The sequence below is a fragment of the Halomonas aquatica genome (assembly GCF_040196335.1).
Taxonomy (GTDB): Bacteria; Pseudomonadota; Gammaproteobacteria; order Pseudomonadales; family Halomonadaceae; genus Halomonas; species Halomonas aquatica.
This window is the reverse complement of record NZ_JBEGCJ010000003.1, coordinates 32642-49992: the sequence shown is the minus strand read 5'-3', so window position 1 is coordinate 49992 and position 17351 is coordinate 32642. Positions and strand designations below refer to the sequence as shown.

At 65.7% G+C, this 17351-nt stretch carries 15 protein-coding genes; 10 read left to right on the top strand and 5 right to left on the bottom strand.

Annotation, left to right across the window (positions count from 1 at the left end; translation table 11 throughout):
* Window positions 1–174: 174 nt before the first annotated feature.
* Window positions 175–1434: a 6-phosphofructokinase gene (locus tag ABE960_RS06515; protein ID WP_349761444.1), complete on the top strand. Its 1260-nt coding sequence runs from the start codon at window positions 175–177 to the stop codon at window positions 1432–1434.
* A gap of 165 nt (window positions 1435–1599) precedes the next feature.
* Here ABE960_RS06515 and ABE960_RS06510 read toward each other — a convergent pair whose 3' ends face one another.
* Entirely contained in the window at window positions 1600–3252 is a 1653-nt protein-coding gene (locus ABE960_RS06510) for a protein kinase domain-containing protein (protein ID WP_349761914.1), read from the bottom strand.
* A 297-nt stretch (window positions 3253–3549) separates the two neighbouring features.
* On the opposite strand from ABE960_RS06510, the gene ppa reads away from it, so the two are divergent.
* Window positions 3550–4080, top strand: coding sequence for an inorganic diphosphatase (gene ppa, locus ABE960_RS06505; protein ID WP_349761443.1), 531 nt, complete (start codon window positions 3550–3552; stop codon window positions 4078–4080).
* 95 nt (window positions 4081–4175) lie between these two features.
* Here the strand turns inward: ppa and ABE960_RS06500 are convergent, their stop codons facing one another.
* The gene (locus tag ABE960_RS06500) at window positions 4176–5474 is read right to left on the bottom strand and encodes a DUF2333 family protein (RefSeq protein ID WP_349761442.1); all 1299 of its coding nucleotides are present in this window, start codon (window positions 5472–5474) and stop codon (window positions 4176–4178) included.
* A 215-nt stretch (window positions 5475–5689) separates the two neighbouring features.
* On the opposite strand from ABE960_RS06500, the gene dsbD reads away from it, so the two are divergent.
* The 7 genes from dsbD (at window position 5690) to purH (ending at window position 13794) form a co-directional block, all read left to right on the top strand.
* Complete coding sequence (gene dsbD, locus ABE960_RS06495) at window positions 5690–7522, top strand: protein-disulfide reductase DsbD (RefSeq protein WP_349761441.1); 1833 nt, start codon at window positions 5690–5692, stop codon at window positions 7520–7522.
* Window positions 7523–7728: 206 nt separating this feature from the next.
* Window positions 7729–8190, top strand: a complete 462-nt coding sequence (gene accB / locus ABE960_RS06490) for an acetyl-CoA carboxylase biotin carboxyl carrier protein (protein ID WP_349761440.1) — start codon at window positions 7729–7731, stop codon at window positions 8188–8190.
* A gap of 42 nt (window positions 8191–8232) precedes the next feature.
* On the top strand, window positions 8233–9573 hold the full coding sequence (accC, locus tag ABE960_RS06485; RefSeq protein WP_349761439.1) for an acetyl-CoA carboxylase biotin carboxylase subunit: 1341 nt from the start codon (window positions 8233–8235) through the stop codon (window positions 9571–9573).
* A 116-nt stretch (window positions 9574–9689) separates the two neighbouring features.
* On the top strand, window positions 9690–10634 hold the full coding sequence (prmA, locus tag ABE960_RS06480) for a 50S ribosomal protein L11 methyltransferase (protein ID WP_349761438.1): 945 nt from the start codon (window positions 9690–9692) through the stop codon (window positions 10632–10634).
* Between the two features lie 62 nt (window positions 10635–10696).
* A complete protein-coding gene (gene dusB / locus ABE960_RS06475) occupies window positions 10697–11755 on the top strand; it encodes a tRNA dihydrouridine synthase DusB (RefSeq protein ID WP_349761437.1) in 1059 nt (352 codons plus the stop codon).
* Entirely contained in the window at window positions 11752–12090 is a 339-nt protein-coding gene (gene fis / locus ABE960_RS06470; RefSeq protein ID WP_349761436.1) for a DNA-binding transcriptional regulator Fis, read from the top strand. Before dusB ends, fis begins: the two co-directional genes overlap by 4 nt.
* 123 nt (window positions 12091–12213) lie before the next feature.
* Window positions 12214–13794 carry a bifunctional phosphoribosylaminoimidazolecarboxamide formyltransferase/IMP cyclohydrolase gene (gene purH / locus ABE960_RS06465; RefSeq protein WP_349761435.1) on the top strand — a complete coding sequence of 527 codons (1581 nt, stop codon included), beginning with the start codon at window positions 12214–12216 and terminating at the stop codon, window positions 13792–13794.
* Between the two features lie 127 nt (window positions 13795–13921).
* Here the strand turns inward: purH and ABE960_RS06460 are convergent, their stop codons facing one another.
* The 3 genes from ABE960_RS06460 to folE form a co-directional block, all read right to left on the bottom strand.
* Window positions 13922–15379 (bottom strand): NAD-dependent succinate-semialdehyde dehydrogenase, encoded by a 1458-nt coding sequence (locus tag ABE960_RS06460; protein WP_349761434.1) that lies wholly within the window; start codon window positions 15377–15379, stop codon window positions 13922–13924.
* A gap of 109 nt (window positions 15380–15488) precedes the next feature.
* A complete protein-coding gene (gene folX / locus ABE960_RS06455) occupies window positions 15489–15899 on the bottom strand; it encodes a dihydroneopterin triphosphate 2'-epimerase (protein ID WP_349761433.1) in 411 nt (136 codons plus the stop codon).
* 21 nt (window positions 15900–15920) lie between these two features.
* Window positions 15921–16478 (bottom strand): GTP cyclohydrolase I FolE, encoded by a 558-nt coding sequence (folE, locus tag ABE960_RS06450; RefSeq protein ID WP_349761432.1) that lies wholly within the window; start codon window positions 16476–16478, stop codon window positions 15921–15923.
* 279 nt (window positions 16479–16757) lie between these two features.
* Between folE and ABE960_RS06445 the strand changes: the two genes are divergently transcribed.
* The gene (locus tag ABE960_RS06445) at window positions 16758–17303 is read left to right on the top strand and encodes a TraB/TrbI/VirB10 family type IV secretion system protein (protein WP_349761431.1); all 546 of its coding nucleotides are present in this window, start codon (window positions 16758–16760) and stop codon (window positions 17301–17303) included.
* The last annotated feature ends 48 nt before the right edge of the window (window positions 17304–17351 follow it).

Here is a 17351-nt window from a genome sequence, read left to right as displayed (position 1 = left end):
CGGCGCGGTCTGGGCGAGACTAGCATGGCGTCCTGAGGCCGCTCCAGCCACCGCCGTTGCCACCGGCACCCGAGGAGGACCCGATCACACCGCCCGCGTGGATGCAGTTCAAGGCGCTTTCGGCTAGACTTTCGGGCCTTCGGAATCCTCGACTCACCAGCAACAGGTAAGCCCATGGCCCAGCATAACGCCTTCTATGCCCAGTCCGGCGGCGTCACCGCCGTGATCAACGCCAGCGCCTGCGGCGTGATCGAAGCCTGCCGCCGCCATCCGGACCAGATCGGCAAGGTCTATGCCGGCCATAATGGCATCATCGGGGCCCTCACCGAGGACCTGATCGACGTCAGCCAGGAGTCGGACGAGACGATCTCCGCCCTGCGCCACACGCCCGGTGGGGCCTTCGGCTCCTGCCGCTACAAGCTCAAGGACATCGAGACCCATCGCGCCCAGTACGAGCGGCTTATCGAGGTGTTCAAGGCGCACGACATCCGTTACTTCTTCTACAACGGTGGCGGTGACAGCGCCGATACCTGCCTCAAGGTCTCACAGCTTTCCGAGAAGCTCGGCTACCCGCTGACCGCCATTCACGTGCCCAAGACCGTGGACAACGACCTGCCGATCACCGACAACTCGCCGGGCTTCGGTAGCGTGGCCAAGTACATCGCCACCTCGACCCTCGAGGCCTCGCTGGACATCGCCTCCATGTGCGCCACCTCCACCAAGGTGTTCGTGCTCGAGGTGATGGGCCGCCACGCCGGCTGGATCGCCGCCGCCGGGGCGCTGGCCGGCAACGGCGAGGGCGAACCGCCCCATCTTGTGATCTTCCCCGAGGTGCACTTCGACCGTGACCGGGTGATGGCCCGAGTCGAGGAGTCGGTGAAGCTTTACGGCTACTGCGTGATCGTGGTCTCCGAGGGAGCCCGCTACGAGGATGGCACCTTCCTCGCCGACTCCGGCAACACCGATGCCTTCGGCCACCGGCAGCTCGGCGGCGTGGCGCCGACGCTGGCCGGCATGGTCAAGCAGGATCTGGGCTACAAGTACCACTGGGCGGTGGCGGACTACCTGCAGCGGGCCGCCCGCCACCTGGCCTCGAAGACCGATGTCGACCAGGCCTACGCGGTGGGCGAGAAGGCCGTGGAGCTGGCCATCGCAGGCCGCAACGCCATGATGCCGGCCATCAAGCGGGTCAGCGAGACGCCCTACGACTGGCGCATCGAGGCCGCACCGCTGGCCGAGGTGGCCAACCGAGAGAAGTACATGCCGCACGAGTTCATTCGCGAGGACGGCTTCGGCATCACCGAGGCCTGTCGCCAGTACCTCGCTCCGCTGATCCAGGGCGAGGACTACCCGCCCTTCGAGAACGGCCTGCCGAAGGTCGCTCACCTCAAGAAGGCCAGGGTCGAGCGCAAGCTGCCCGAATTCACGATCTGAGCTGCCAAGCTGCCAACGATGAAAGATCGGCACTAGCATCGATGCCAACGAGCCCCTGCCAGGCATCAAGTCCGGCGGGGTCTTTTCGTTCTCGGCACGATCTCGCCAGTTACCGCCCGTCAATAGACTGCTCGGTGCTTGTAGCTTGAAGCCGCTCGAAGGGCCTTATCTCAACAGCCAGGACAACACCAGCAACATCAGCAGGATCCCCGCCACCCCCTGCCAGAAGCTGGCCCGATCCCCCGACCGTCGCCCGCCGCTGCTCACCCCATCACGAGCCCCCTCCCGAGGGGGACGCAGGGCACGGCGGAATTCCGACATGCGCCGGAAGCGAAGCGCTCGCTGGGGGTCCAGGGCTCTGCGCAGGGCATCGTCCAGCATGAAGGACACTTCTGGATTGAGCGTGCGGGCACTCCGGTAGGCCAGTTGCTCGAGGTCGGTATGGCTGCGCAGACGGTTAGGTGCCAGGGAATACGGCAGTTCACCGGTCAGCAGCCAGAAGATGGTCGAGGCCAGGGAGTACTGGTCGCTGCGACGGCTGACCTGATCATCCAGGGCGTACTCCGGCGCACTGTGCTCGGTGAGCCCCAGCTGGCGCACCAGATCACGTGAGCGGCGGTGGCCGTCCACGTCGCGTAGGTGGCAGGCGCTAAAGTCGGCCAGCACCACCTGGCCATGCGTGTCGATGAGCACGTTGTCAGGGTGGATACGCTGGTGCAGCAGGTCTCGATGGTGCAGGGCCTGCACCGCCTTGCCCAGTTGGTTGGCGATATCGAGGCGCTGCCCCAGGCTCGCATGAGGATGATGCCGCTGCCACTCGGTCAGTGTCTCTCCCTTGATATGGGCCATCAGGTAGTAGAGGTAACGCCGTGGTCGCGAGGACTCCATGATGCGCACCACGAAGGGTGACGTGACGCGTTCCACCACCCACTGCTGCAGCAGGAAGTGTTCCAGGTAGGCATTGAGGCTGGAGAGTTCGGGGCTCGGCGCCTTCATCACCATCTCACGCCCACTTTGAAGGTCGCGCACGTGATAGACCCGCGACTGAGCCGTGCGCGAGAGAACCGACAGGATCTCGAAGCCATCCAGGCGCTCTCCCGGCGACAGCTCCGGAGGGATCGGCAGGTCGCCGTAGACGCGGCCGGGCTGGTCCTCGGAGGCGTCGGGAAGGGCATCGATGCGCACCAGCTGAAAACAGAACTGGGCACTGCCGTAGCCCCGCTCCTGGGCGCGTTCGCGGGCTGCGGCGGCCAGCCGCTCGCAGGCGGCATTCAGGTCGCTGGCACCCTCACGGATCAGGCGAACGTAATCGGAGGGCATCAGGGTGCCCTGCACCGCCTCGGTGGTGAACAGGAAGATGTCGCCCTGCTTCAGGGGCAGGCTGGAATAATCGATCTCAAGGCCGCTGTCCATGCCCATGGCCCGCGAGGGGTAGCGATAACCGCCCAGGTCGGTGACATGATCCCGTGAAAGTTGCTCGAACTCGGCGCCACGCAGCCGGAACACCATCGTGTCGCCCATGTGGAAGAGGTGGGCCTCTCGCCCGCGGTACACCATGGCCGAAAGGGAGGAGACATAGCTGCCATCCGACATTTGCCGATTCTGGCTGAAGCACCAGCCATTCAGCGCAAGCAGCACCCGAGTCGCCGAGGTCTTGACGTCCCAGTGGTCGGGAGTCGCGAAATAGTCTGCCAGGAACCCCTTGACGCTCAAATCGCCTGCCTGCTTGGCCAGGTTGTTGCGCGAGGTGGAGTCGCTGATCAGGGCACAGGCTCCCTTGGCCGACAGCAGCGCAGTGTCGGGTAGCCGCACCGACATCGAGCTGCGATGTCGACGCCGGTCGGGCGCCACGAAAGCCTGGCCGAAGCTCAGCGACAGGTGCAGGGGGGTCAAGGCGTTCTCCTCGCAAGCGACGCGATCCGCCGGCCGGTGGCCGACGCCTTCCATCGGGGACCCATGATACACCCTGCCCCCACGCCTGGCCCGTCAACGCGAAAGGCCGCATGCCACCTAAGGCCCATTGGTAATCCCCGCTGTGGCTTCGTATAATTCGGCGGATTTTTACCGCCTGTCCGATTCGCCAAGCCTCATTATTGCCAACCCAAGGAAGCGACGATGAACTTCGACAACATCCCCGCCGGCAAGGATCTCCCCCACGATGTCTACGTGGCTATCGAGATTCCGGCCAACCATGCGCCGATCAAGTACGAGATCGACAAGGACATGGGCGCCCTGCTGGTCGACCGCTTCATGGCCACGCCGATGTTCTACCCGGCCAACTACGGCTTTATCCCGCATACCCTGGCCGACGACGGCGATGCCCTGGATGCCCTGGTCGTGACGCCCTACCCGGTCCAGCCCGGCGCCGTGATCCGCGCTCGCCCGGTAGGCATCCTCAACATGACCGACGAGGCGGGTGAGGATGCGAAACTGGTCTGCGTGCCCCATCCCAAGCTCTCGAGCCTCTATGACGACGTCCATGAGGTGACCGACCTGCCCGAGCTTCTGCGCCAGCAGATCGCCCACTTCTTCGAGAACTACAAGGATCTCGAGAAGGGCAAGTGGGTCAAGGTGGAGTCCTGGGAAGGCTCCGAGGCCGCCTGCAAGGCCATCGAGAAGGCCGTGGCCGCCCACGACAAGGCCTGATCATCCGGCCGGGAGACTGCAAGCGCAGCACCTCAGCCAAAAAGGACGGGCCGCCCTGAGGGCGGCCCGTTCTCGTTGTCGGGTTTCCTGGACGCTCAGCCCTGGGGCTCTTCCTCGGTCGAGGCAACATCAGCTGACGGCGCTTGTTCACCCTCTGTCGGTGCGTCTTCCTCGGCCGCTGGCTCTACCGTGCCAAGCGACGGCGCTTCGCTGACGTTCTGGCCTTCCTGAGCGGCTGCCTCTCTGCTGGCATCGGATGCCGGAGTTTCGCTGACGTCCGGGGCTTCCTCAGCGGTTGCCTCGCTGCTGGCAGCAGATGCCGGCGCTTCGCTGACGTCCGGGCCTTCCTGAGCGACTGCCTCGTTGCTGGCGGCAGTTGCCGGCGCGGGCGTCGCCTCGGCCAGGCCCTCGGCCAGCAACCGGGACAGGTCACGGGCCCGCACCATGTGGTTGGCCATCACCAGCGAATGGTTGGCGAAGATACCGAAGCCCGAGCCATTGAGTACCAGCGGGCTCCACAGCCGTCGTTGGCTGCGCTCGAGCTCGTCCACCAGGCTCTCCCAGCGTGCGGTGAGCCCGGCAGCGGCCAACACATCGGCCTGGTCGCGCTGTACCGCCTGCAGCAGATGAATCAAAGCCCAGGCTTGGCCGCGGGCCTCGAAGAAGACGTCATCGACCCGGTACCAGGGAGTGCGCGCCGGCAGGGCCTCAGCGTCGATATCCAGGTCGCGGAGCTCCTCGCGACTGCCGATGCTGGCAGAGAGCCGGAGCCCCAGATCATCCAGCGTGCGGCTGAACTCCTCGACCCAGGCCGCGAGCCCCTGGCCCCGCTCACCGAAGGCGGCGTCACCGCCCTCCCCGAGCGCTTCGAGATGACTGCCGAGTCCGGCCAGGGCCTCTTTCAGGCGCTTCTCGGTGGAAGGGTAGAACCAATTGCGGCTGTCACCCTCCAGGCGCTCCTGCGCCGCCTCCAGCCCCAGTGTCGAAGATTGTTCCATGACCGGCAGCACCCGGGCTAGCCGACGGGCCTGGGTGAGCACGCCCAGTTCCCAGGCGGGCATGTTGTCGAGCCATACCCCGGGCGGGGCGAGATCATTGCGCAGGTAGCCCCCGGGCTTATCCAGCAAGGTCTCGACCAGGGTCATCAGGCCGGCGGTGGTTACCGCGCCCCGGGATGCCGGGCTGCCCGAGGCCGCGCCGCGCTGTTCGGCGACGGCCTGCTCCACGTCGAAGGCCGCCGGAGTGCGGCTCCACCAGGCACCCAGTCCCACGCATACCCCCAGGTAGAGCACCAGCAGTGTCAGCAGCGGCTTCCAGATCCAGCCAAAATCCGGACGCTCCAGTTCCTCGGTCCGCCTGCGGCGCCTGGCGGCACCCTTTTGCGTCAACGCCATGATCAGGTTTCCTTGATGATGAAAGCTTGCAGCGGCGCGACAATTCGGCGCAGCCTGATACAGAAGGGATGCCCTCATCGCCCCCCTGCTTCTGCGATATCCTAGCAGGCTGACGGCCATGCCGCCGATGGGCGGAACCCCGTCCCACCGCCGGAGGTCGAATACGCGCCATTCGACCAACTGTTCATAGCAACCGCTGCAACCAAGGAAGTGCCGTGCCGATCGTCCTGCGACTCGCCCTGTTGATCACCCTGCTGCTACCGCTGGAGGCTCAGGCCCAGTGGTTCTCCCGGGATGATGATGGGCAGTTCCTGCCGGTGCGCGAAGCCTTCCAGCCCAGCGCCTGGCACGATGGCGAGACTCTCCACGTCGGCATCGAGAACGCCGATGGCTACTACCTCTATCGTCACCAGTTCGACATCGAGACCTCGGCAGACGGCCTGGCGCTCGGGAAACCCGACCTGCCTCCCGGGCAGGCCAAGAGCGACGAGTTCCTGGGTGACGTCAACGTCTTCTATGGCAGCGTGGTCTTCGAGACCGCCCTCGAACCGGGCCACCAGGGCCCGCTGGACATCACCCTGACCTTTCAGGGCTGCGCCGATGCCGGCCTCTGCTACCCTCCCGAACGGGTCGATCTGACCGCCCGTGAGGGCGAGGCGCCGGCCCGCTTCGCTGGCTGGACGCCGGATGACGAGGCGAGCACCGTCGGCGGCAGCGAGCTGGCTGCCGCCCCCAGAAGCGAGGATGGCCGCTTCCGGGCCCTGATGGCGGAGGCCAGCCTGACGCTGGTCCTCGGGCTCTTCTTCCTCGCCGGCCTCGGGCTGACCTTCACGCCCTGCGTGTTGCCCATGGTGCCGATCCTCTCCTCGATCATCGTCGGCCAGCACCCGACACGCCCCCGTGCGTTCGCTCTCTCGGCGAGCTACGTGGGCGGCATGGCGCTGACCTATTCCGCCGTGGGCGTGCTGATGGGACTCTTCGGTGCCGGCCTCAACCTCCAGGCCCGCCTGCAGTCCGCACCGGTGCTGATCACCTTTGCGTTGCTCTTCACCCTCTTCGCCCTGGCCATGTTCGGGACCTTCGACCTGCGCCTCTCGCCACGCGCGACCACACGCATCGATGCCTGGCAGGCCCGCGCCCAGAAGAGCGGGCCCGCCGGCCTGGCACTGGCCGGTGCGTTGTCGGTGCTGGTGGTCTCGCCCTGCGTCTCGGCGCCGCTGGCCGGAGCCCTGGTATTCATCTCCTCCACCGGCAATGCACTGACAGGTGGTGCGGCGCTCCTTTCCCTGGCCCTGGGCATGGGGGTACCGCTGCTGCTGGTGGGCACCTTCGGCACCACCCTGTTGCCCCGCTCAGGGGCCTGGATGAATGGCGTCAAGATCGCCTTCGGTATCCTGCTGCTGGGGGTCGCCATCTGGCTAGTGGAGCGCCTGCTGCCAGGCAGCATCGCTCTGCTGCTGTGGGCCAGCCTGGCTATCGGCAGCGCCCTGGCCCTGGGCGCGCTCACCGTCAACCAGCCGCCCGGCTGGCCCAGGGTGCGCCAGGCCGGTGGCCTGCTGCTGCTGGCCTGGGGCATCGCCCTGGTGATCGGCGCCTCCCGTGGCGGGGAGGACCCTCTGCGGCCCCTGGCACCCGCCAACCCTGTGGCCAACAAACCGTCCATGACCGGTGTCGCCCGTGAGATCACCATCGTGGAGGACCTCGACGCCTTGAGGGCGACCCTGGCCGAGAGTGACGAGCCGGCCTTCGTCAACGTCACCGCCGACTGGTGCATTTCCTGCAAGGTCATGGAGCGCAACGTCTATCCGGCGCCTGAGGTGGCGGGCCAGCTGGCCAACTTCCGACGCATCAACGTCGACGTCAGCGAGAGCGACGCCACCAGCCGCGAGGTGCTCGACCATTTCCATCTGTTCGGCCCGCCTAGCCTGCTGTTCTTCGATGGCAACGAGGAACTCCGCGACGCCCGCGTCCAGGGCGAGGTGGATGCCCGCCAATTGGCCAGTCACCTGGAGGAGGTGCTGGCCTGGCTGGCGGGGCGGCAAGGCTGAACTCGCGCCTCTCGAACCATCGACCTCGAACAGCGTTCTTCCACGGCTGGACATCCCTACCGATTTTCGGCAGAATCCGGCATCAATGCCCCTTAATGGTCGATAGAGACCAGAAGAAGCGCCATCTTGTTGCGATCTATTGCAATTTGGCCAGGGTTGACAGTACCCCGGATCACCACCCCAACCCCACCGGTCGAGACAACGTCATGGATATCCGCAAGGTCAAGAAGCTGATCGAACTGCTCGAAGAGTCCAATATCAGCGAGATCGAGATCCAGGAAGGGGAAGAGTCTGTTCGTATCAGCCGTCACCCCAACGGCACGAGCTGGCAACAGCCTGCACCCCAGCCCTATGGGGCGGCCCAGCCTGCCCCACAGGCCCCGGCAGCCCCCGCAGAGCCAGAGCCCGCCGCCGAGGCTGCGCCGTCCTATCAGGGCCAGACCGTCAAGTCACCGATGGTCGGCACCTTCTACCGCTCGCCGGCACCGGGCTCCAAGTCCTTCGTGGAGGTCGGCTCGAGCGTCAAGAAGGGCGAGACAATCTGCATCGTCGAGGCGATGAAGATGATGAACCAGATAGAGGCTGATCGCGACGGCGTGATCGAGGCATTCCTGGCCGAGGACGGCGAACCTGTCGAATTCGACCAGCCTTTGCTCGTCATCGCCTGACCGCACACCTGTCCTCATCATTCACCAACTGGCGGATTCATCATGCTGGACAAGGTTCTGATCGCCAATCGTGGCGAGATCGCCCTACGCATCCTGCGCGCATGCAAGGAGCTGGGGATCAAGACGGTGGCGGTTCACTCCACGGCCGACCGCGAACTGATGCACGTGCGCCTGGCCGATGAGGCCGTGTGCATCGGGCCGGCCTCATCGGCGCAGTCCTACCTGAACATTCCGGCACTGATCAGCGCCGCGGAAGTCACCGATTCCAGCGCCATCCACCCGGGCTACGGCTTCCTCTCCGAAAACGCCAACTTTGCCGAGCAGGTCGAACGCTCCGGTTTCACCTTCATCGGCCCGCGCGCCGAGACCATCCGCCTGATGGGCGACAAGGTCAGCGCCATCGAGTCGATGAAGAAGGCCGGGGTACCCACGGTGCCCGGTTCCGACGGCCCCCTGGGTGACGACGAGGGCGAGCTGCTCGCCGTGGCCCGGCGCATCGGCTACCCGGTGATCATCAAGGCGGCCGCCGGCGGCGGCGGGCGCGGCATGCGTGTCGTGCACACCGAGGCGCACCTGCTCTCGGCGATCAATGTCACCCGGACCGAGGCACACTCCTCCTTCGGCGACGGTACCGTCTACATGGAGAAGTTCCTCGAGAACCCGCGCCACGTAGAGGTCCAGGTGCTGGCCGACGGCCAGGGCAACGCCATTCATCTCTATGATCGCGACTGCTCCCTGCAGCGCCGCCACCAGAAGGTGCTCGAGGAGGCGCCGGCGCCCGGCATCGACGAGACCGCCCGCGCCAAGGTGCTCGAGGCCTGTCGCGAGGCATGTGTCACCATCGGCTATCGCGGCGCCGGCACCTTCGAGTTCCTCTACGAGGACGGCGAGTTCTTCTTCATCGAGATGAACACCCGGGTTCAGGTGGAGCACCCGGTTACCGAGATGGTCACCGGCGTGGACATCGTTCGCGAGCAGTTGCGCATCGCCTCCGGCCTGCCGCTCTCCATCAGCCAGGACCAGGTGGAGCTGAAGGGCCACGCCTTCGAGTGTCGGATCAATGCCGAGGACGCCCGCACCTTCATGCCCTCCCCCGGACGGGTCAGTCTCTACCACCCGCCGGGTGGCCTCGGTGTGCGCATGGACTCCCATGTCTACACCGGCTACACCGTGCCGCCCCACTATGATTCTCTGATCGGCAAGCTGATCACCTGGGCCGTGGACCGCGAGACCGCACTGATCCGGATGCGCAATGCCCTGGACGAGTTGCTGGTCGAGGGCATCAAGACCAACACCGACCTGCACAAGGACCTGGTGCGCGACGGTCATTTCCAGAAGGGTGGCGTGAATATCCACTATCTGGAGAAGAAGCTGGGCCTCTGAGCCTGCCTCTTCCTGCCTGCGGGGCGGCCACGGCCGCCCCGCTTGCGTTGACGCCCCCTCTCTTGTCCTATCCTGCTTGATCTATCCTGCTCCCCCGCACCGACCGGAGACCACCCATGCCCTGGATGCAACTCGAGGCCCGTATTGCCCCCGAGCAGGCCGAGACTCTCGAAGAACTGCTGCTGGCCGAAGGTGCCACCGCCATCACGCTCCGGGACGCCTTCGATGAGCCGGTCTTCGAGCCGGAGCGAGGCACCACCCCGCTGTGGGAAGAGACGGTGCTGACCGGACTCTACGACGACCTCGAGGGCATCGAATCGATGCTCGGCCGCCTGGCCGCCGCCTGGGCCGAGGAGATGCCCGGCGAGCCGTTCCCCGAGATCGAGGTCGAACTGCTGGCTGATCGCGACTGGGAGCGCGAGTGGATGGCTGACTTCCACCCCCTGCGCATGGGCGAGCGACTGTGGATCGTGCCGAGCTGGCATGAGCCACCGGAACCTGGGGCCGTCAACCTTCACCTGGATCCGGGACTGGCCTTCGGCACCGGCACCCACCCCACCACGGCGCTGTGCCTGGAGTGGCTGGATGGCATGGCGGTCGCAAGCGAGCTTGCGGACCTGGAGGTGCTCGACGTGGGCTGCGGCTCGGGCATCCTGGCGATCGCTGCGCTCAAACTCGGTGCCAGGGAAGCCACCGGCACCGACATCGATCCCCAGGCGCTCACGGCCAGCCGCGACAACGCCGAACGCAACGGTGTGGCCGAGACGGACTTTCGGCTCTGCTACCCCGAACAGCTCGAGATGGGCGTGTTCCCGCTGGTGGTGGCCAACATCCTCGCCGGCCCGCTGGTGGACCTCGCCGACGAGATCGCCGGCCGCGTGGCGCCGGGAGGCCGCCTGGCGCTCTCGGGCATCCTCAAGGCCCAGTCCGAAGAGGTGCTCGAGGCCTACCGCACCCGGGGACTGGTCATGGACGAACCGGCGATTCGCGAAGGTTGGGTGAGGCTGACCGGGCGGCGCTCCGTCGAGCGGCGACCCTCGACCGACATGCGCCTTGAGTAGCGGTTCAACAACGGTGACCGGGAGCGTATGATATGCAGCCCCTGCCGCCAACGACTGCGACCATGTTCGACTCTCGCCCCCTGCCCCGCATCGGCCGTCATGAACTGCCCAACCGAGTGGTGCTGGCTCCCATGGCCGGGATCACCGACCGGCCCTTCCGGGCGCTCTGCCGCCGCCTGGGGGCGGGAATGGTCGTGGGCGAGATGGTCACCTCGGACCCCAGCCTGTGGCACACCCGCAAGTCGCGGCTGCGCATGGACCATCGCGGGGAACCGGGCCCGCGCAGCGTGCAGATCGCCGGCGGCGAGGCCGGAATGCTCGCCGAGGCGGCCCGCCTGAATGTCGCCATGGGCGCCGAGATCATCGACATCAACATGGGCTGTCCGGCCAAGAAGGTCTGCAACAAGGCGGCCGGCTCCGCCCTGCTTCGCGACGAGGCGCTGGTGGCCGAGATCGTCCAGGCGGTCGTGGCCGCGGTGGACGTCCCGGTGACCCTGAAGATACGCACCGGCTGGTGTGCCGAGAGCAACAATGGCGTGCGGGTGGCGCGCATCGCCGAGGACGCCGGCATCCAGGCACTGGCCGTGCATGGACGTCATCGTCAGCAGCGCTATGCCGGGTCGGCCGAGTACGACACCATCGCTGCCATCAAGGCCGGGGTGGGCATCCCGGTGTTCGCCAACGGTGACATCGATTCCCCCGACAAGGCACGCCGGATCCTCGACTATACTGGGGCGGATGCGGTGATGATCGGTCGCGGCGCCCAGGGCAACCCCTGGATATTCCGCGAGATCGATCATTATCTGCGCCATGGCCAGCCACTTGCCCCGCCGAGTGACGAGGAACGTGCCGCCGTCCTGCGCGACCACCTCGTGGCCCTGCATGATTTCTACGGCGAACACATGGGCGTGCGAATCGCGCGCAAGCATCTCGGCTGGTACCTGGCCGGCGATGACCGTTTCGACGATGAGGCGCGGCGGGCCCTCCGGGCTACCTTCAACGGTCTGGAGAGCAGCCGGTCACAACGCCGCTTCATCGATGAGCTCTTTCGTCACGACCCCGCCGCGACACCGCATCGCGTTGCCGGGGCCGTGGCACCGGATGGAACCTGTGCCGCATGAGCAGCAGCCAACCCTTTGACCAGAATCCCGCACAGCCCGAGCTCGACCCCCGGACCTCTGCAGAACTTGCCGGACTGAGCGAAGGCATTCCCCCTGACCCTCAGGACGAACGCCCCCTGCGCGAGGCCGTGGAGGCCTCGCTTGCCCGCTATTTCGACCACCTGGACGGTTCCAGTGTCACCGACCTGTACGCCATGGTGATGGCCGAGGTCGAGGCGCCACTGCTCGCCTCGGTGCTCGAACATACCCGGGGGAACCAGACCTGCGCCGCCGAGATGCTCGGCCTCAACCGCGGCACGCTGCGCAAGAAGCTCAAGCACTACGGCCTGATCTGAGCGGTCCATCCAGGGAGCCCATGCGGCTCCCTTCGCGTTCCCGCCGCCCTTTCCCAACCTGCATCAGCATGACCAACGACACCAACCTGCATCAGCATGACCAACGACAGAAGAGTGACTCCCATGGCCCAAGCCTCCTCCACCGCGGTTCGCCGCGCCCTGATCAGCGTCTCCGACAAGACAGGTATCGTCGACTTCGCCCGCAGCCTCGCCGAACAGGGCGTCGAGCTTCTCTCCACCGGCGGCACCTTCCGCCTGCTGAAGGAGAACGGCATCGCCGTCACCGAGGTCTCAGAGCACACCGGGTTTCCCGAGATCATGGACGGCCGGGTCAAGACGCTGCACCCGAAGATCCACGGCGGCATCCTCGGCCGCCGTGGGCAGGACGACACGGTCATGGCGGAGCATGGCATCGACCCCATCGACATGGTCGTGGTCAACCTCTACCCCTTCGCCCAGACCGTGGCCAGGCCGGACTGCACCCTGGAAGATGCCATCGAGAACATCGACATCGGCGGCCCGACCATGGTGCGCGCCTGCGCCAAGAACCACGCCCACACCACCATCGTGGTGGATGCCGGCGACTACGCCCGGGTACTGGCCGAGGTCGTCTCAGACGAGGGGGCCGTGAGTGATGCCACTCGCTTCGACCTGGCGGTTAAGGCCTTCGAGCATACCGCCGGCTACGATGCCGCCATCGCCGACTACCTCGGCCAGCGGGTTTCCGGCGGCGAGGACGGCTTTCCACGTACCTACAACCTGCAGTTCGAGAAGAAGCAGGCCATGCGCTACGGCGAGAACCCTCACCAGAGCGCGGCCTTCTACGTCGAGGCGGATGCCCGTGAGGCAAGCGTGGCCACCGCCACTCAGCTCAACGGCAAGGCCCTCTCCTTCAACAACGTCGCCGACACCGACGCCGCCTTCGAGTGCGTCAAGACCTTCACCGACACCGCCTGCGTGATCGTCAAGCACGCCAACCCCTGCGGCGTGGCGGTGGGCGCAAGCCCGAGAGAGGCCTATGACAAGGCCTTCGCCACCGACCCGACCAGCGCCTTCGGCGGCATCATCGCCTTCAACGTGCCACTGGATGCCGAGACCGCGCGGACCATCGTCGACCGTCAGTTCGTCGAGGTGATCATCGCCCCGGGAATCGAGGAAGAAGCGGCGAGCATCGTCGCCGAGAAGAAGAACGTGCGCCTGCTCGACGTCGGTGCGCACTGGCCCGGCGAGCGCGAGCACGCCCACGACTTCAAGCGTGTCACCGGGGGCCTGCTGGTCCAGGACCGCGATCTGGGCATGGTCGGCCGGGACGAGCTCACCGTGGTCACCGAGCGGGTGCCCTCGGAGCAGCAGATGCGCGACCTGGCCTTCGCCTGGAAGGTGGCCAAGTACGTCAAGTCCAACGCCATCGTCTACGCCAAGGATGGCCAGACCATCGGCGTCGGGGCCGGCCAGATGAGCCGCGTCTACTCGGCGAAGATCGCCGGCATCAAGGCCGCCGACGAGGGCCTCTCGGTGCCGGGTTCTGTGATGGCCTCCGATGCCTTCTTCCCGTTCCGCGACGGCATCGATGCCGCGGCCGCCGCCGGCATCGCCGCGGTGATCCAGCCCGGTGGCTCCATGCGCGACCAGGAAGTGATCGACGCCGCCAACGAGGCCGGCATCGCCATGGTGTTTACCGGCATGCGCCACTTCCGCCACTGAATGAAGGGAAAACACTGGTACTCGGCCAGGCGTATTCTCGAGTTCAGTAAAACAAAAACCCCGCCGGGCGCTGGCCCGGCGGGGTTTTCCGTTGGCGACGCCGATTGCCCGACGTCGCCTCGAGCGCTTAGCCGAGATCGATGCAGAGGTACTTGGTCTCGAGGAACTCGTCAAGGCCCTGGTGGCCGCCCTCGCGACCCAGCCCCGAGGCCTTGACCCCACCGAAGGGAGCGGAGGCGTTGGAGATCAAGCCGGTGTTGATGCCCACCATGCCATATTCCAGGGCGTCGGCGACCCTCCAGACGCGCCCAAGGTCCCGGGAGTAGAAGTAGGAGGCCAGGCCGAACTCAGTGTCATTGGCCATGCTGACGGCTTCCTGCTCGTCGTCGAAGGGGAAAACGGCCGCCAGCGGGCCGAAGGTCTCCTCGTGAGCCACCTTCATCTTGTCATTGGCGAAGCTGATCAGGGTCGGCGAGAAGAAATTGCCGCCCAGTGGGTGCGGATGGCCGCCCAGCAGCAGCTGGGCCCCCTGCTCCACGGCGTCATGGACATGCTCACTGACTTTGGTCACCGCCTTGTCGTCGATCAGCGGGCCGATGTTGATGCCGTCCTCGGTGCCATCGCCCACCTTTAGCTCGCTGTTCATGGCCACCGCCAGCTTCTCGCAGAAGGCGTTCACCACGCTGGACTGCACCAGGAAGCGATTGGTGCAGACGCAGGTCTGGCCGGCGTTGCGGAACTTGGCGGCCATGGCGCCCTCCACCGCGGCATCCAGGTCGGCATCCTCGAAGACGATGAAAGGGGCGTTGCCGCCAAGCTCCAGGGAGATCTTCTGGATGTGCTGGGAGGCCTGGGCCATCAGCTGGCGACCGACCTCGGTGGAGCCGGTGAAGGTGATCTTGCGCACCAGCGGCGACTCGGTCATGGCGGCGGCGATCTCGGAGGCACGGCCCGGCACCACATTGAAAACGCCGCGGGGCACGCCGGCCCGTTCGGCCAGCTTGGCAAGGGCTGTGGCGGAGAACGGAGTCTGGCTGGCCGGCTTGACCACGATGGTGCAGCCGGCGGCCAGTGCCGCACCGACCTTGCGGGTGATCATCGCCGCCGGGAAGTTCCAGGGCGTGATGGCGCCCACCACGCCGACGGGCTGCTTGGTGACCACGATCCGCTGGTTGGCCTTGGCGGCAGGCACGGTGTCACCATAGATGCGACGCGCTTCCTCGGCGAACCAGCGCAGGAAGCTCGCCGCGTAGGCGATCTCACCGGCAGCCTCCTTGAGAGGCTTGCCCTGCTCGAAGGTCATGATCATGGCCAGGTCTTCCTGATTTTCCATCATCAGGTCGTGCCACTTCATCAGGATATCGGCACGCTCCAGGGCGGTGAGCGCCTTCCAGGCCGGCAGGGCGGCATCGGCGGCATAGATGGCTCGCTCGGTCTCCGCTCGCCCGAGTCGCGGCACATCGCCTATGGACTTGCCGGTGGCCGGATTGACAACGTCGATCTGCTCGCCGCTGTCGGCGGCGACCCAACTACCATCGATGTAGGCGAAGGGGCAATAAAGCTGTGTTTCACTGAGGGATTGCATGATCGTCTCCTGCCGCGAATGCGGCCTCTTGTCGGTTTGCCCCCATGCTAAGCGCAAACACCCCGGTGCTCCAAGCACCAGGGGCCTTCCATCGGTGATACGGATCGATTCAGCGCGGCCGGCGTGATTCCCGGGAGGCAGACAGGGTGATGGAAACGGAATCGGCGAAGCGCAGCGCGTGAGGCTTGTCGATTTCCACCTGAGCGGTCAGCACCTGCTCATGCCCCATGATCAGGTCCAGTACCTCGCGAGTCATCCGCTCGAGCAGCAGGAAGCGATGATCCTCGACCAGGGCGATCACCTGCTTGGTGATGGTCCGATAGTTCAGCGCCTGCTCGATGTGGTTGAATTCAACGGCCCTGTCGGCGCGATAGCGGATTACCGCATTGATCACCACGTCCTGGCGGTTCTGGATCTCGTCATCCTTGATGCCGATGTAGGTCCTCAGACGCAGGTTCTTGATGCGGATGGTGGCCAGGTCGTGGTCGAAGTGCTGGTCGTCCAGCGCATGGATCGGCATGTCGGGGCTCCTTGCGTGGGATCAGCGACCACTGACGAGGGTAAGAAATTCCTGCCGCGTGCTCGGCTTCTCGCGAAAGGCGCCGAGCATCACCGAGGAGGTCATGCTGGAGTTCTGTTTCTCCACCCCGCGCATCATCATGCACAGATGACGTGCCTCTATCACCACCGCCACCCCCCGGGCCTGGGTGACCTGCTGGACCGCCTCGGCGATCTGCCGGGTCAGGTTTTCCTGAATCTGCATCCGCCGGGCGTACATCTCGACGATGCGAGCGAACTTGGAAAGCCCCAGTACCTTGCCGCTGGGCAGATAGGCGATATGGCACTTGCCGATGAACGGCAGCAGGTGATGCTCGCACATGGAATACAGTTCGATGTCCTTGACCAGCACCATCTCGTCGGTCTCCGACTCGAATACCGCGCCATTGATGATCTCTTCCAGCGACTGGGTATAGCCGCGGTTGAGAAACTGCATCGCCTGGGCAGCCCGCTTGGGAGTATCACGCAGGCCTTCCCTGTCAGGATCCTCGCCCAGTTCATGGATGATCTGGCGATAGTGGTTGGCGAGTTCTTCGGTCATGGTCAGGCCCCGTGGCAGAATCGATGTCTGTCGTATCATTGGTGAATGGCCCAGCCATCACATCATATACAGAAGATATACAAAATACATGGCCTGTACAATAAATATTCCCCGAACTCGTCAGTCTAGCGCATGATGCCATTCGACGCAGGTGGCAGCCGGCCTGGGCAGTGACATCATGTCGCGCTCCCCCACCCCCTGAAGGCTGTCGGGTCTCCAGCCCTATGATAGGATGAAATCTGCTTCATGCTGTGCCCAAGCCACCTTCGAGAGCCCGACATGATCAAGACCCCTGCCTCTCTGCTGATGGTCGCCGCACTGGCGGTGCCGAGCCTGGCCATGAGCGACACCCTCGAACTGCCGGCCGATGCGACCGTGGACGTCCGGATCATCAACGCACTGACGCTGTCCACCGAGACGCCGGAACGCGACGATCTGATCATCCATCCCGTGGCCGGTGGCGATGCCTCTCACACCCTGCCGGAATACTGCGTGCTGGTGGGCAACGCCCGCCTCGACGGTGAGCGCATCCGCCTGACCACCAAGGCACTGACCTGCATCGAGACCGACGGCAGCGAGAGCGCGATCTACAGCGGCGAAGTCTCCGCCGGCGCCTATGGCGCCGACGGCGACTTCGGCATCCCCGCCTGCCAGAACGGCGAGTGCCGCCTGACCCCACAGCAGACCTTCCAACTGCGCCTGGCCAGCGACCTGGCCATCGAGCAGCAGGACAACCCGGCGGCCGAGATCAACGCGCAGCGTCGCCAGGGCGAAGGGGCCGCCGCCCCGACGCCATCCGAGACATCCGATCCCGACGACGACTGACCGTCACGCTGCCCACGACCCCTTACAAACCGCAAGACGCACCCCGAG